15 protein-coding genes are annotated in these 12,872 nt (G+C 30.1%); 1 reads left to right on the top strand and 14 read right to left on the bottom strand.

Translation table 11 applies throughout. From position 1 onward, the window contains the following. A partial coding sequence (locus Q5O29_RS07425) for a magnesium chelatase domain-containing protein (protein WP_302631900.1) occupies nucleotides 1–250 on the bottom strand: 250 nt, incomplete at its 3' end. Nucleotides 251–359: 109 nt separating this feature from the next. Between Q5O29_RS07425 and Q5O29_RS07420 the strand changes: the two genes are divergently transcribed. Then, nucleotides 360–728 (top strand): YraN family protein, encoded by a 369-nt coding sequence (locus tag Q5O29_RS07420; protein ID WP_022212327.1) that lies wholly within the window; start codon nucleotides 360–362, stop codon nucleotides 726–728. Here Q5O29_RS07420 and Q5O29_RS07415 read toward each other — a convergent pair. The 13 genes from Q5O29_RS07415 to Q5O29_RS07355 all read right to left on the bottom strand — a co-directional run. Then, the gene (locus Q5O29_RS07415; protein WP_022212326.1) at nucleotides 725–1,543 is read right to left on the bottom strand and encodes a ribonuclease HII; all 819 of its coding nucleotides are present in this window, start codon (nucleotides 1,541–1,543) and stop codon (nucleotides 725–727) included. The genes Q5O29_RS07420 and Q5O29_RS07415 overlap by 4 nt on opposite strands. Before the next feature lies 1 nt (nucleotide 1,544). After that, the gene (ylqF, locus tag Q5O29_RS07410; RefSeq protein WP_022212325.1) at nucleotides 1,545–2,432 is read right to left on the bottom strand and encodes a ribosome biogenesis GTPase YlqF; all 888 of its coding nucleotides are present in this window, start codon (nucleotides 2,430–2,432) and stop codon (nucleotides 1,545–1,547) included. A 118-nt stretch (nucleotides 2,433–2,550) separates the two neighbouring features. After that, nucleotides 2,551–2,901, bottom strand: a complete 351-nt coding sequence (rplS, locus tag Q5O29_RS07405; RefSeq protein WP_022212324.1) for a 50S ribosomal protein L19 — start codon at nucleotides 2,899–2,901, stop codon at nucleotides 2,551–2,553. A gap of 116 nt (nucleotides 2,902–3,017) precedes the next feature. After that, nucleotides 3,018–3,731: a tRNA (guanosine(37)-N1)-methyltransferase TrmD gene (trmD, locus tag Q5O29_RS07400; RefSeq protein WP_022212323.1), complete on the bottom strand. Its 714-nt coding sequence runs from the start codon at nucleotides 3,729–3,731 to the stop codon at nucleotides 3,018–3,020. Then, nucleotides 3,721–4,218 carry a ribosome maturation factor RimM gene (gene rimM / locus Q5O29_RS07395; RefSeq protein ID WP_022212322.1) on the bottom strand — a complete coding sequence of 166 codons (498 nt, stop codon included), beginning with the start codon at nucleotides 4,216–4,218 and terminating at the stop codon, nucleotides 3,721–3,723. The genes trmD and rimM overlap by 11 nt, the downstream gene beginning before the upstream one ends. Before the next feature lie 105 nt (nucleotides 4,219–4,323). After that, a complete protein-coding gene (locus tag Q5O29_RS07390) occupies nucleotides 4,324–4,563 on the bottom strand; it encodes a KH domain-containing protein (protein ID WP_022212321.1) in 240 nt (79 codons plus the stop codon). Between the two features lie 46 nt (nucleotides 4,564–4,609). After that, entirely contained in the window at nucleotides 4,610–4,855 is a 246-nt protein-coding gene (gene rpsP / locus Q5O29_RS07385) for a 30S ribosomal protein S16 (protein WP_022168056.1), read from the bottom strand. 37 nt (nucleotides 4,856–4,892) lie between these two features. Beyond that, nucleotides 4,893–6,245, bottom strand: a complete 1,353-nt coding sequence (ffh, locus tag Q5O29_RS07380) for a signal recognition particle protein (protein WP_022212320.1) — start codon at nucleotides 6,243–6,245, stop codon at nucleotides 4,893–4,895. A 17-nt stretch (nucleotides 6,246–6,262) separates the two neighbouring features. Beyond that, nucleotides 6,263–6,592, bottom strand: coding sequence for a putative DNA-binding protein (locus Q5O29_RS07375; protein ID WP_022212319.1), 330 nt, complete (start codon nucleotides 6,590–6,592; stop codon nucleotides 6,263–6,265). A gap of 280 nt (nucleotides 6,593–6,872) precedes the next feature. Beyond that, the gene (gene ftsY / locus Q5O29_RS07370; RefSeq protein WP_022212318.1) at nucleotides 6,873–7,790 is read right to left on the bottom strand and encodes a signal recognition particle-docking protein FtsY; all 918 of its coding nucleotides are present in this window, start codon (nucleotides 7,788–7,790) and stop codon (nucleotides 6,873–6,875) included. A gap of 10 nt (nucleotides 7,791–7,800) precedes the next feature. Continuing rightward, nucleotides 7,801–11,358: a chromosome segregation protein SMC gene (gene smc / locus Q5O29_RS07365; RefSeq protein ID WP_022212317.1), complete on the bottom strand. Its 3,558-nt coding sequence runs from the start codon at nucleotides 11,356–11,358 to the stop codon at nucleotides 7,801–7,803. Between the two features lie 129 nt (nucleotides 11,359–11,487). Then, complete coding sequence (locus Q5O29_RS07360; RefSeq protein ID WP_022212316.1) at nucleotides 11,488–12,519, bottom strand: elongator complex protein 3; 1,032 nt, start codon at nucleotides 12,517–12,519, stop codon at nucleotides 11,488–11,490. Continuing rightward, nucleotides 12,512–12,872 (bottom strand): putative dsRNA-binding protein (locus Q5O29_RS07355; RefSeq protein ID WP_302631895.1); only part of this gene is annotated, 361 nt, incomplete at its 5' end. The genes Q5O29_RS07355 and Q5O29_RS07360, both read right to left, overlap by 8 nt.

The raw sequence follows: 12,872 nt of genomic DNA, 5'->3' as shown, positions 1-12,872 counted from the left end.
TAGGCAGGTCTAAAAATGTACCTCTCTTTCTAACATCCGCCGGTGCTAGATTTATTATTATCCGTCCTAAAGGAAAAGTATATCCAGAATTAACAATTGCTGCCCGAACCCTTTCCCTTGCTTCTTTTACAGATGTTTCAGGAAGCCCTACCATATGAAATGATGGTATACCTCGCATTATATCCACTTCAACATTTATCAGCACTCCATCTAAGCCATGATTAGTAGCACTATATATATTTATTGACATATTCATCACCCATCTTGATTATTGACAAAGTTTTTATTATTAAACCTATGATTTTTTGTATAATCAAAAGTAATATGTTAATGATTATAAATACAGAGGTGATGTCTTTATGCATTATAATAAAACTATTGGAAAATATGGCGAGACTATTGCAGCAGATTATCTCATTAATAATGGGTATAAAATATTAGATAGAAATTTTCAAACTAGATATGGTGAAGTAGATATTATTGGTGTAAAAGATGACTTAATAATATTTTTCGAAGTAAAAAGCAGGTATACTAATTCTTTTGGTACTCCATTAGAATCAGTTACCTGCCACAAAAAAGGAAAGATAGTTTCAATTTCTTCATATTATATATATGTAAATAATTTATATGATTACAATATAAGATATGATGTTATAGAAATTATTTTTAATCATTTAAATGATACATATAAAATAAATCATTTAATAGATGCTTTTAGAACTTATTAACATCCTAGTATATTTTTTAAGAAAGACCTTCTATGTATTTCACATGGTCCATATTCTTTTATTGCTTCAATATGCTTGCTACTACCATAGCCTACATTACATTCAAAACCATAGCATGGATATTTCTCAGCGTATTCCTTCATTAAATTATCTCTGTACACCTTTGCCACAATTGAAGCCGCTGCTATAGATGCAGACTTAGTATCACCTTTGATAACAGCTTTATTATCTATTTCTAGACCCTTCACAGCATATCCATCTGATAATACCAACTCTGGTTTTATCTTTAAAGAATTACATGCTTCTAAGAAAATTTCATTATTGCATACACCTATACCTTTGTCATCAATTTCTTTTGATGTCCTATAAGCAACCTTATAAGCAAGGGCTTTTTCTTTTATTACTATACTTAGTTCTTCACGTTTCTTTTCGCTTAATTTCTTTGAATCATTTAATTCAAGAATAAGAGCATCGTCAAGAACATTTAAATCCAAGATTACTGCGCAAGAAACTATAGGCCCAGCAAGAGGTCCTCTTCCTACTTCATCTACTCCAGCTATAACATTATAATTTCCAAAAGATTTGTCAAAATCATACATAGCTCTTATACGTTTCTTTTCACTGTCAAACTTTTCTTTATCTTTAATTATTTTAGCACCTAAAGAAGATACATTTTTTCTTGTATCAGCCGTAAGTATTGATACAATTTTTTCATAGTCACTGCTATTATACAACTCTTTAAAGTCTATCTTGCTTATTTCCTCTTTTATTACTTTAAAACTTAATTTAGATATATCATCAGCTAATAGATTCATATTAAACTTCTCCTTCATTTTCTTCGTCTAATACATCATCTACTCTTTCTAAAGATATATTACCTATCTTTCCACCTCTAAATTCATCTAATAAAATAACAGCAATTCTATTGTAATCTATATGTCCACCAGACATTAGACAACCTCTTTTTCTTGCTATTGAATCTAAAGTATCTAGTGGATCTTCAAAGACTCTTTCAATCTTATATCTTGCTATTAATTCATCTGCATAATACTTTTGAAGTCTTTCAACTAATTTATATGAAAGTTCTTCTGTGTCCATTATTTCATCTTTAATTGCTCCTGTAAAAGCTAAGTTCAATGCAGTTCTTTCATCTTCAAACTTTGGCCAAAGAACTCCTGGTGTATCTAACAATTCTATACCTAAAGGAGTCTTAATCCACTGTTTACTTTTAGTTACCCCTGGTCTGTCACCAGTTTTAGCTATATTATTCTTTGCCATCTTGTTAATGAAGGTAGACTTACCTACATTAGGTATCCCTACTACCATTACTCTTATTACTACGTTTACTAATCCTTTTGCCTTGTATCTTTCAAGCTTTTCTTTTAGTAATTCTTCAAGTGCTGGCTTTATTTGATTTAATCCTTTGCCCTTTAGACAATTAACTTCAATGGCTTTAACATTCTCCTTAGATAATTCTTTCATCCATTCTCTTGTAACACAATTTTCTGTTAAATCGCTCTTGTTTAATAATATAAGTCTTGGTTTATTTCCACAAAGCTTTTCTATATCGGGATTAGCAGAACTTCTTGGTATTCTGGCATCTCTAATTTCTATAATTGCTTCTACAAGTTTTAAATTTTCCTTAATTTCTCTTTGAGTCTTTCTCATATGACCTGGAAACCAGTTTATCGTTGTCGTAGCCACTACACTTCACCTCTTTTTTAATATATATTTATATTGTTAACAAATTTATGTATTTTAATTTACCATAAAACAAAAGGGACTTATAACTAAGTCCCTTAATATCTTTATTAACTTATAATTATCTAGTTAATAATTCCTTAACTTTAGCAGCCTTACCTACTCTATCTCTTAAGTAGAATAACTTAGCTCTTCTTACTTTACCTCTTCTTGTTATTTCCATCTTTTCGATGATTGGAGAGTTAACTGGGAAAGTTCTTTCAACTCCAACTCCGTAAGCTAATCTTCTTACTGTGAAAGTTTCTCTTAATCCACCGTTTTGTCTCTTAATAACAGTTCCCTCGAACATTTGTATTCTTTCTCTGTTACCTTCTTTGATTTTAACGTGTAACTTAACTGTATCTCCAATTCTGAAGTTTGGTAAGTCATTTCTCATTTGTTCTGCTTCAATAGCTCTTAATATTTCGTTCATAGTGCATTCCCTCCTAATTGATAATTGACGTTCTTAACAAATTTTGTTCTTGACAGCGGAACGCCCGTACTAGCACGAAACTTATTCTAACATAATTAAAATTATATTTCAAGCAATTATTTTTTTAATTTTAAAATCTTTTTATCTTCTTTTGTTAGCTCAACTTTTTCATAAAGATCAGGCCTTCTTTCCTTAGTAATCAAAAGAGATTGAAGTCTTCTCCACTTCCTTATATTTTCATGATGACCTGAAATTAATACATCAGGTATCCTTTCTCCTTCAAAAACTTCTGGTCTGGTATATTGAGGATATTCTAAAAGGCCATCTGAAAAAGATTCGTCTTCATGACTTTCAGATTTATTTAAAACACCAGGTACAAGCCTTACAATAGAATCAATAACAGGAATTGCTGCCACTTCTCCTCCTGTAAGTACAAAGTCTCCTAGTGAAATCTGCATATCCACTTCTTTAAAAGCTCTTTCATCAATACCTTCATAATGCCCACATAAGAAAATAAGATTTTCTTCTTGAGATAGCTCCTTCGCAAGAGACTGATTCATAGTTTTTCCTTTAGGTCCAAGAAAAATTACTTTTCCCTTATTTTCCTTCTTACATGCTCTTATGGCATCAACCACCGGCTGAGCTTGCATAACCATTCCAGCTCCGCCTCCATAAGGGTAATCATCAACTTTTTTATGTTTATTATTAGTATAATCTCTTATATTCACAGCTTCTATATCAATAATGCCCTTACCTTGTGCCTTGCCTATTATACTATGATTAAATATGTCAAACATTTCTGGAAAGAGAGTCAATATATTAATCTTCATCCATCCATTCTCCTACTGGTCTTATGATAATTTTTCTTTCATCTATATTGATATCTGTAACTATAGATTTTAATACTGGTATTAAAAGTTCCTTAGGCTTTCTTATCCAGTATACATCATTGTTCTTAGTTTGAATAACATCATAAATTTGTCCTAATTCTTTTCCTTCTATATCAAAAACTGTACATTCTCTTAAGTCTGCAATGAAATAGCAGTCCTCTTCTAATTCTACTGCATCTTCTCTATGTATTTCCATAAATTTATTTTTTAGTCTTTCAGCCTCTTCTATTCTATCAATACCTTCTAACTTTACTATTACTCTGTCTTTTTGGAACTTACAGCCTTCAACAGCTATATTTTTTCCATCTATAATAACATATTCTAAATCCTTAAATCTTTTAGGATTATCAGTTAATGCTATAACCTTTACTTCTCCCTTTAATCCATGAGTGTTAGCAATCTTTCCAACCTTCAATAATTGACTCATCTCTTCACCTCGTATGTATATTTATTACTATATTATTTATATCAAACTTTTATATAAAAATCAAAAAATAATTATTTAAATAAAGCAAAAAAGAGCTAGGAAATCCTAGCTCTTGTCATCTAATATTTCAACGACTATTTTTTTATCTACATTTAGTGACGCTGCCTTGACAACAGTTCTAATAGCTTTTGCTACTTTTCCCTGCTTGCCTATGACTTTGCCCATATCTTCTGGAGCAACCCTTAATTCAAGAACTACTGATTGCTCACCCTGAACCTCATTTACATGAACTTCACTAGGGTTATCCACTACGGATTTAGCAATTACTTGTACTAACTCTTTCATAAGGTTTATAGCTAATAAAATCAGCTATAAATTCACCTCCAAAAAATTATTTGTTGATACCTACTGTGTTGAATAATCTCTTAACTACATCTGTAGGTTGAGCTCCGTTAGCTATCCACTTTGTAGCTTTTTCTTCGTTGATTTTTATTTCAGCTGGTTGAGCAACTGGGTTGTAGTATCCGATTTCTTCGATGAATCTACCATCTCTTGGAGATCTTGAATCAGCAACAACAACTCTGTAGAAAGGAGCTTTCTTAGCACCCATTCTTCTTAATCTTATTTTAACTGCCATTATTATTTCACCTCCCTTAAAGTATACTATTTATTTCTTAAAAAGGTAACTTTCCAAATAATCCTTTTTTACCAGGTTTTTTGGTTAATGATTTAAACTGTTTCATTTGTTTTCTCATCATATCATGACCTTTTATAAGCTTATTAACTGCTTGAAGCGATGTTCCTGAACCCTGGGCAATTCTCTTCTTTCTGGTAGAAGATCCAACAATAAGTTTTGGATTTTTTCTTTCTTTTGCTGTCATTGATTGAATTATTGCTTTAACTTTAGCTAACTCTTTTTCTCCTGCAGCAAAATCAATATCCTTCATTTCCTTAGGCATTCCAGGTATCATTTCCATAATCTTATTTAATGGTCCGAGTTTTTTCATTTGTTCAAGTGCTGTTAGATAATCATCATATGTAAAATCATTTTCTAACATCTTTTGACTTAACTCAGTAGCTTCTTTTTCATCTATGGCTTCCTGTGCTTTTTCTATTAAAGAAAGAACATCTCCCATACCAAGTATTCTTGAAGCCATTCTATCTGGATGAAAGACTTCAAAGTCATTCATCTTTTCTCCAACTCCAATAAACTTAATTGGCTTTTGGATTATTTCTCTTATTGAAAGTGCAGCTCCACCTCTTGTATCACCATCAAGCTTTGTTAAAACAACTCCACTTATATCTAATGCTTCATTAAAAGTTTCTGCTACATTTACAGCATCTTGTCCTGTCATTGAGTCAACTACTAGTAGAATTTCATTTGGATCTACGGCAACTTTCACATCTTTAAGCTCAGTCATTAATTCTTCATCAATATGAAGACGTCCTGCTGTATCTATTATTACAACGTTCAAGCTATTTTCTCTAGCATATTTAATACCTTCTTTAGCTATTTCCACTGGGCTTACTTTATCACCCATTTGAAAAACTGGAACGTCAATTTGCTTACCTACAATTTCTAATTGCTTAATAGCTGCTGGTCTATATATATCACATGCAACTAATAGTGGTCTTTTATTATAATTCTTTCTAAGTTGAAGTGCCAGCTTACCAGTCATTGTAGTTTTTCCAGCCCCTTGTAAACCAGCCATCATAATAACTGTTGGCCCTACACCACTGAAGTCAATTTCGCTTTTGCTTCCACCCATAAGAGTTGTAAGTTCATCATTTACTATTTTAATAACTTGTTGAGCTGGTGTCAGACTTTCTAACACTTCACTACCAACACATTTTTCACTAACATTTTTAACAAACTTTTTAACTACTTTAAAGTTTACGTCAGCTTCTAATAGCGCAAGCTTTACCTCTCTCATGGCTTCCTTTATATCTTTTTCACCAAGCTTCCCTTTACCTCTAAGCTTCTTAAATGTTTCCTGTAGCTTCTCGCCTAAACCTTCAAAAGCCATGTTTAAACCCTCCTAGTCTATAAATTAAATAAGATATCCTTGTATTCTTCTAAATCATTTTCCTCTATAGAATACTTATTTTTCATATCATTTAACAAAGATTCAATCACTGATTCTCTTTCTAATGATTTTTTAAGCAAATTTAATTTATCTTCATAGGATAGAATTTGTTTATAACATCTTTTTATAAGGTCATGTATTGCTTGACGACTAGTATTATTTAGCTCTGCTATTTCAGCAAGAGATAAATCATCATTATAATAAAGTTCCATGATATTCTTTTGTTTTTCTGTTAATAATGGACTGTATATATCCATCAGTAAAGAAATCTCAACTCTATCTTCCATCTGCAATCACCTTACCTACCTCTGAAATTTTATCAAAGAAAATCACCTGTGTCAAGTATTTTCACTTAACACTTTGTATTTTTTTGTTGAATACGTTAAAACCGCATAAATAAAGGTGTTAAAGCACATTTTCTTTCTCTACGAGATAAAAATTTTCTTAATCTAATAAAATAAATATATAATAAACTTCACCATTCATCAATATTTTTTTGCTTATTGACAATTATAACTTTGAAGAAACTCCTAAGAGTTTCCTCTAAAATTTACAATTCATAATTAATTAGAATAATGCTTCAACAAAGCTTTCTGCATCAAATTCTTGTAAATCTTCTACTCCTTCTCCAACACCTATATATCTTACAGGCATTTTTAGTGTATTCTTGATAGATATTACTATACCACCTTTAGCTGTACCATCAAGTTTAGTAAGAATTATACCATCTATTGGACACACATCTGAAAATTGCTTTGCTTGCATTACAGCATTTTGACCTGTAGTTGCATCAAGAACTAATAGTGTTTCTTTTTTAGCATCACTAAGTTCTCTATCAATTATTCTATTTATCTTACCTAACTCATCCATAAGATTCTTTTTATTATGAAGTCTTCCTGCAGTATCACAAATTAATAAATCTACATTTCTTGACTTTGAAGCATTTATTGCATCAAAAACTACGGCTGCTGGATCAGAACCTTCTTCATGTTTTACAATATCTACATTGGCTCTTTCACTCCATACTACTAGCTGATCTATTGCCCCTGCTCTAAAAGTGTCAGCAGCTGCTAATAATACCTTCTTTCCTTCAGCTTTATTTTTTGCAGCAAGCTTTCCTATGCTAGTAGTCTTTCCTACACCATTTACGCCTATTACAAGCATCACTTCTTTTTTACTAACAAATGTCTCTTCTTTCTCATTATCATTTTCAGTCATAATTTCAAGAATTACTTCCTTCAATGCTGGTCTTACTAGTTCCACATCATTGATTTTTTCTTTTCTAATTTTATCTTTTAATCTATCAATAATCTCCACAGTAGTATCCATGCCGATATCAGCCATTATTAATATTTCTTCTAATTCTTCATATAGATCTTCATCAATTGTTATAGCTAGTTTTAATGTTTCATTAATCTTATCTGTTAAAACATTTTTTGTTTTAGTTAATCCATTTTTTAAGTTATTAAATAATTTTCCAAACATAATTATCCTCCTACTCTTTATCTAAATCTACTGATACCACTTTAGATACACCTTTTTCTTCCATTGTGACACCATACATAACATCGCCAGCTTCCATTGTTCCCTTTCTATGTGTTATAACAATAAACTGAACATTTTTTGAGAACTTCTTTAAAAACTCTGCATATCTATATACATTAGCATCATCCAATGCTGCTTCTATTTCATCTAAGATACAAAATGGTGTTGGTTTCATCTTTAATATGGCAAATAATAAAGCTATTGCTGAAAGAACCTTTTCACCTCCAGACATTAAGTTTATATTTTGCAACTTCTTACCTGCTGGCTGAACATTTATGATTATATTAGATTTTAATACATCCCCATCTTCTAAAGTAAGTTCTGCAGTTCCACCATTAAATAGTTCCTTAAAAGTCTCTTCAAAGTTTTCATTTAAAATCTTAAAGTTTTCCTCAAATAACTCTCTCATTTTAATGGTCATTTCATCTATCACAGATTGTAATTCTTCTTTGGCTTTCTCTAAATCCTCTTCTTGTGTGGACATAAATTGATATTTTTCACAAACTTCATCATATTCCATAATAGATGATAAATTTACAATTCCAAGTGCTGCTATTTTATTCTTTAATTTATAGACCGTATCCTTTACAGAGTTTATATTGTCTATCTTTACAGCAATATCTTCTGCTTCAGCAAGTGTAAGTTCTAATTCAGAGTTAAGCTTATTTAATAATGCTTCCTGCTCACTTTCTATTTTAGCATTTTGAATAGCTTTCTTATTCATTTCGTTTTCATGAACTTTTATCTCATCAACAAATAAATTGTATTCTGCTTGTTTAGATTTTTGCTTTTCCTTTAAATCTATTCTTTTTACTTCATCTTCTTTAAATACATTTTCCAATTCTGATAATCTTTCACTCAGATTATCTATTGTATGTTTTTTATTTTCAATTCCTTCTTCAAGAATAGCAATATTCTCTAAATTAGATTTTATTTCCTCATCTAAAATTAAAATTTTCTCTTTAGTTTCTTCTATTTCTAAATTTTTATCATAAAGTTCTCTCTTATCACCTTCAAGACTTTCATCTAGAGCCGCTTTTAATACTCTTATATCTGTATAAGAACTTCTGATATTTTCTAGCCTAACTCTCCTATTTTCCAGTTCCTTATCTAAACTTTTAATTTTTTCTTGCCCTTCTTTATTTCTATTCTCTAAGGTATTTAATTCATTAGTTTTAACTTCCAATCTATCATTTAACACTTTAAAACCTTCAGTAAATCTCTCCAATTCTTCATTGCTAAACTTAATAGATTTTTTTACCTTATCCACCTCATTGATTAGAATTTTTACATCTCCATCTAGCACTGTTAAATCAATATTTTTTTGATGAATTTCTTCTCTCTTATTTAATATTTCTTCATCTATATTCTTAATTTTCTTCTTAATTTCTTCAAATACTGTCTTTTCTGATTTTAAATCATTTTTTTGCTTTTCTAAGAAAAGAGCTAATTCATCTATTTCTCTCTTTCTTCCCAAAAGATTACTATTCTTTCCTTGGATACTCCCTCCAGTAAGTGCTCCACCAGGATTTATAAATTCCCCTGATAATGTAACAATTTTATAATTATGCTGTCCCATCTTTGAAATAGCTAAAGCAGCATCCATATCCTTAGAAATAAGTGTTCTTCCTAACGAGTAATCCATTATATCTTTATATTTTTCATCAAAAGTTATTAAATCAGAAGCAATTCCTAAATATCCATCATAATTTCTCACATTATTAGGAAGTGTAATTCTTCTACCTTTAATAATATTTAACGGAAGAAATGTAGCTCTTCCTAATCCCCTTGTCTTTAAAAATCCTATAAGTTTTTTAGCATCATCTTCGTTTTTTGTAATAACATTCGATATGGCAGCTCCTAAAGCAACTTCAATGGCTATCTCATATTGTTGTTCCACCTTAAAACTTTCACCAACAACATTTATTTCATTGATACCACTTATTCTACCAGCATTAACATGCTCCATTAAATTCTTAACAGTTCTATTATATCCCTCATAATGCTTTTCTAAATTATTTAAAATATTATGTCTAGCTTCTGTTTCATTTATCTTTTTTGTTAATAAATTAATTTTCTTTTCTTGTCCACTTAAATTATGATATTCATGAGATATTGCTTTTTTTAAGCTTATCCCCTCTTCTTGTAATTTCTTAATATTTTCTCTTGTTTCTTTAATATTTTCCTCTAACTCTTTAATAGTTCCTTTATTTACAGATAAATTACGTTCAAAATTTGCAATATTAGCTTTAATATTTCTTTGTTTTTCTTCATTATTTTCTAAATCTTTTCTTAAAGAAACAATTGAGTTATTCAAATTAGAATTTCTTGAAATATTATTAATTTCTTCACTTTTTAATCCAGAAATTTCCATTTCAAAATTTCTTATTTCATTATTAATTTCATTTATAGAACTATCTATCTCATTTAATTCATTTAATTTATTATTTTTTTCTTCTTCTTTAGATGAAAGCTTCTTTTCTAACTCTTCTTTTGCAGACTCTAAATCTGTAACCTTTATCTTTAAAGTATTAATTTCTTCTTCAACCTTCAGGATCATATTTTTGAAATTTTGCACTCTTTCATTAAAAAGACTTACCTCTTTTTCATTTTGGTTTACTTCTTCTCTGCCTTTATAATACTCATCTTTTTCCTTTGCATTTTTTTCTTCTAAAGATTCAATTTCTTTTGCTAAAGAAATTAAATTTTCCTTAAATCTATCTAGAATTTCTCTTTTAGCACTTATTTCTTTTTCTTTTTCTTCTAATTGATTTGATACTTGCTCATAATCTTTTTTTATCTGTTCAATATTATGGACAAGTAGAGATACTTCCTTAACTCTTAGCTCTTCTGCCAATTCTCTATACTCTAAAGCTTTTTCCTTTTCCATTCTTAATGGCTCAAGTCTTTCTTCATAAGTAGCAATAATATCTCTTATTCTTACAAGATTATTATCAGTATTATCTAATCTTTTTTCTGCCTCTTCTTTTCTAGACTTATACTTAACTATTCCAGCCGCCTCTTCTAAAAGTGCTCTTCTATCTTCAGCTTTTCCACTTAAAATGGCATCTATTTTTCCCTGTCCAATTATTGAATATCCTTCCTTACCTATACCTGTATCCATAAAAAGCTCAGTAATATCTTTTAATCTACACTTTTGATTATTAATTAAGTACTCTGTTTCTCCAGACCTAAATATTCTTCTTGTTACTGTAACTTCATTATAATCAGTTTGTAGAGTACCATCAGAATTATCTAAAGTAATAGAAACCTGTGCAAGGCCTAGAGGCTTTCTAAATTGAGTTCCTGCAAAAATTACATCCTCCATTTTCCCCCCTCTAAGGCTCTTAACACTTTGTTCTCCTAGCACCCATCTTACTGAGTCAGATATATTACTTTTACCACTACCATTAGGACCAACTACAGCAGTTACGCCTTTTTTAAATTCCAGCTCTGTTTTATCTGCAAAAGACTTAAACCCACGCACTTCCAACGACTTTAAAAACATGACTTCACCCCTTTTTTACTACATAAGTACTGGAATCAATCCTAAAATAAAAGAAATTAACATAAATACAGATATAGCATATATCATTTTTTCTCTTGTCTTCTTTTTCATTTATATATCACTCCATATTTAGATTTTAAATTCTTCAACCTTTTCTATAACCGTTACTCTAACTCTGCCCCTCTTTATCTTATCAACTGTTTTCACATATACTTTACCATGTCTATTTTCTTTAAATTTATTAAAATATTGCTTTTTGTTGCAATATAATTTGCTAACATCTTTTGAATTTATCTCAATTATTATGTCACTTTTCTCATTAATCTTTTTCTTTATATTTTCACAAATTAATGATCCTTCAACTAGCTCTCTAAAAGCTGGATGGAATGGTCCTGCTACTACATCTTTTCCTTCAGCTATGGTATCGGTTGGCTGAAGTCCTATTCTGATAACCTTAACCTTAGCTTCATTATATAGCTTCAACATTTCTCTTGAAACTTTCACAGCCATTTCAAGTGAATAAGGCTTATACTCACCTCTATTGTACATTATCTCCATAGGAGTATCCTTAATGACTAATGCCGGATAAATTCTTGCTATATCTGGCTTCATTTCTATGGATTTTTTAATAGTTACTAAATCAATTTCTTTTGTATCTCCCGGAAGTCCAGGCATTATCTGATGTCCTAAGGTAAATCCTTCTTCCTTTATAAGTCTGGATGCATTTTCAACATCATTAACACTATGACCTCTTCCTGCTAATCTTAAAACATTATCATCTAATGATTGTACTCCTAATTCTATTATATCAACTTTAAACTCTTTTAAATAGTTTAATATGTACCCATTAATTGCATCTGGTCTTGTAGATAACCTTATCTTATGAATAAATCCCTTATCTTTATATTCTCTTGCTACAGCTAAAAGTTCCTTTTGTTTTGCTACTGGAATCGCTGTAAAAGTTCCTCCAAAAAATGATACTTCTATTATAGAATTCTTAGTATCCATAGTATCTAAATAACTATTTATTTTTTCTCTTACATCATTTGCTGTTACTTCATCATAAACACCTGCAATTCTGTCTTGATTACAAAATACACATTGATGTGGACATCCTTGATGTGAGATAAATATCGGTATTATATAATAATTCTTACTCATTGTTCTTCTCCATTTGTTTCAATGCTATTTTAGCTGCATCCTGTTCTGACTCTTTTTTACTGTAGCCTTCACCGCTTGATATTTCCTTATTATCTATAATAAGCTTTGTATAGAATTTTCTTCTATGGGGTGGCCCTTCAAATTTAATTAACTCATAAACTATAGATATTTCCCCATTCTTTTGAAGGTATTCTTGCAACCTAGTTTTATAATCTAAAATTATATCATTATTAATAGCCTTTTCTATTATAGTTTTAAATGCACCTATAATATAATCCTTAGCATATTCCAAACCTTTATCTAAATATATTGCCGCTATTAAAGCCTCAACAGCATCTGCTATTAAAGACACT

The sequence above is a fragment of the Clostridium sp. CAG:265 genome (genome assembly GCF_000436575.1).
In the GTDB taxonomy this organism is placed as follows: domain Bacteria; phylum Bacillota; class Clostridia; order Clostridiales; family Clostridiaceae; genus Clostridium; species Clostridium lentum.
Note: the sequence above shows the minus strand (reverse complement) of the source record. Positions and strands in the feature narration are given on the sequence as shown.

Excerpts from the sequence above, each read along its gene's own strand:
- rpsP (WP_022168056.1), bottom strand. The coding sequence starts at position 4,855 with ATGGCAGTTAAAATAAGATTAAGAAGAATGGGTGCTAAGAAAGCTCCT.
- trmD (WP_022212323.1), bottom strand. The coding sequence starts at position 3,731 with ATGAAGATTAATATATTGACTCTCTTTCCAGAAATGTTTGACATATTT.
- rimM (WP_022212322.1), bottom strand. The coding sequence starts at position 4,218 with ATGAGTCAATTATTGAAGGTTGGAAAGATTGCTAACACTCATGGATTA.
- ffh (WP_022212320.1), bottom strand. The coding sequence starts at position 6,245 with ATGGCTTTTGAAGGTTTAGGCGAGAAGCTACAGGAAACATTTAAGAAG.
- Q5O29_RS07375 (WP_022212319.1), bottom strand. The coding sequence starts at position 6,592 with ATGGAAGATAGAGTTGAGATTTCTTTACTGATGGATATATACAGTCCA.
- Q5O29_RS07390 (WP_022212321.1), bottom strand. The coding sequence starts at position 4,563 with ATGAAAGAGTTAGTACAAGTAATTGCTAAATCCGTAGTGGATAACCCT.
- smc (WP_022212317.1), bottom strand. The coding sequence starts at position 11,358 with ATGTTTTTAAAGTCGTTGGAAGTGCGTGGGTTTAAGTCTTTTGCAGAT.
- Q5O29_RS07415 (WP_022212326.1), bottom strand. The coding sequence starts at position 1,543 with ATGAATCTATTAGCTGATGATATATCTAAATTAAGTTTTAAAGTAATA.
- ftsY (WP_022212318.1), bottom strand. The coding sequence starts at position 7,790 with ATGTTTGGAAAATTATTTAATAACTTAAAAAATGGATTAACTAAAACA.
- Q5O29_RS07420 (WP_022212327.1), top strand. The coding sequence starts at position 360 with ATGCATTATAATAAAACTATTGGAAAATATGGCGAGACTATTGCAGCA.
- rplS (WP_022212324.1), bottom strand. The coding sequence starts at position 2,901 with ATGAACGAAATATTAAGAGCTATTGAAGCAGAACAAATGAGAAATGAC.
- Q5O29_RS07360 (WP_022212316.1), bottom strand. The coding sequence starts at position 12,519 with ATGAGTAAGAATTATTATATAATACCGATATTTATCTCACATCAAGGA.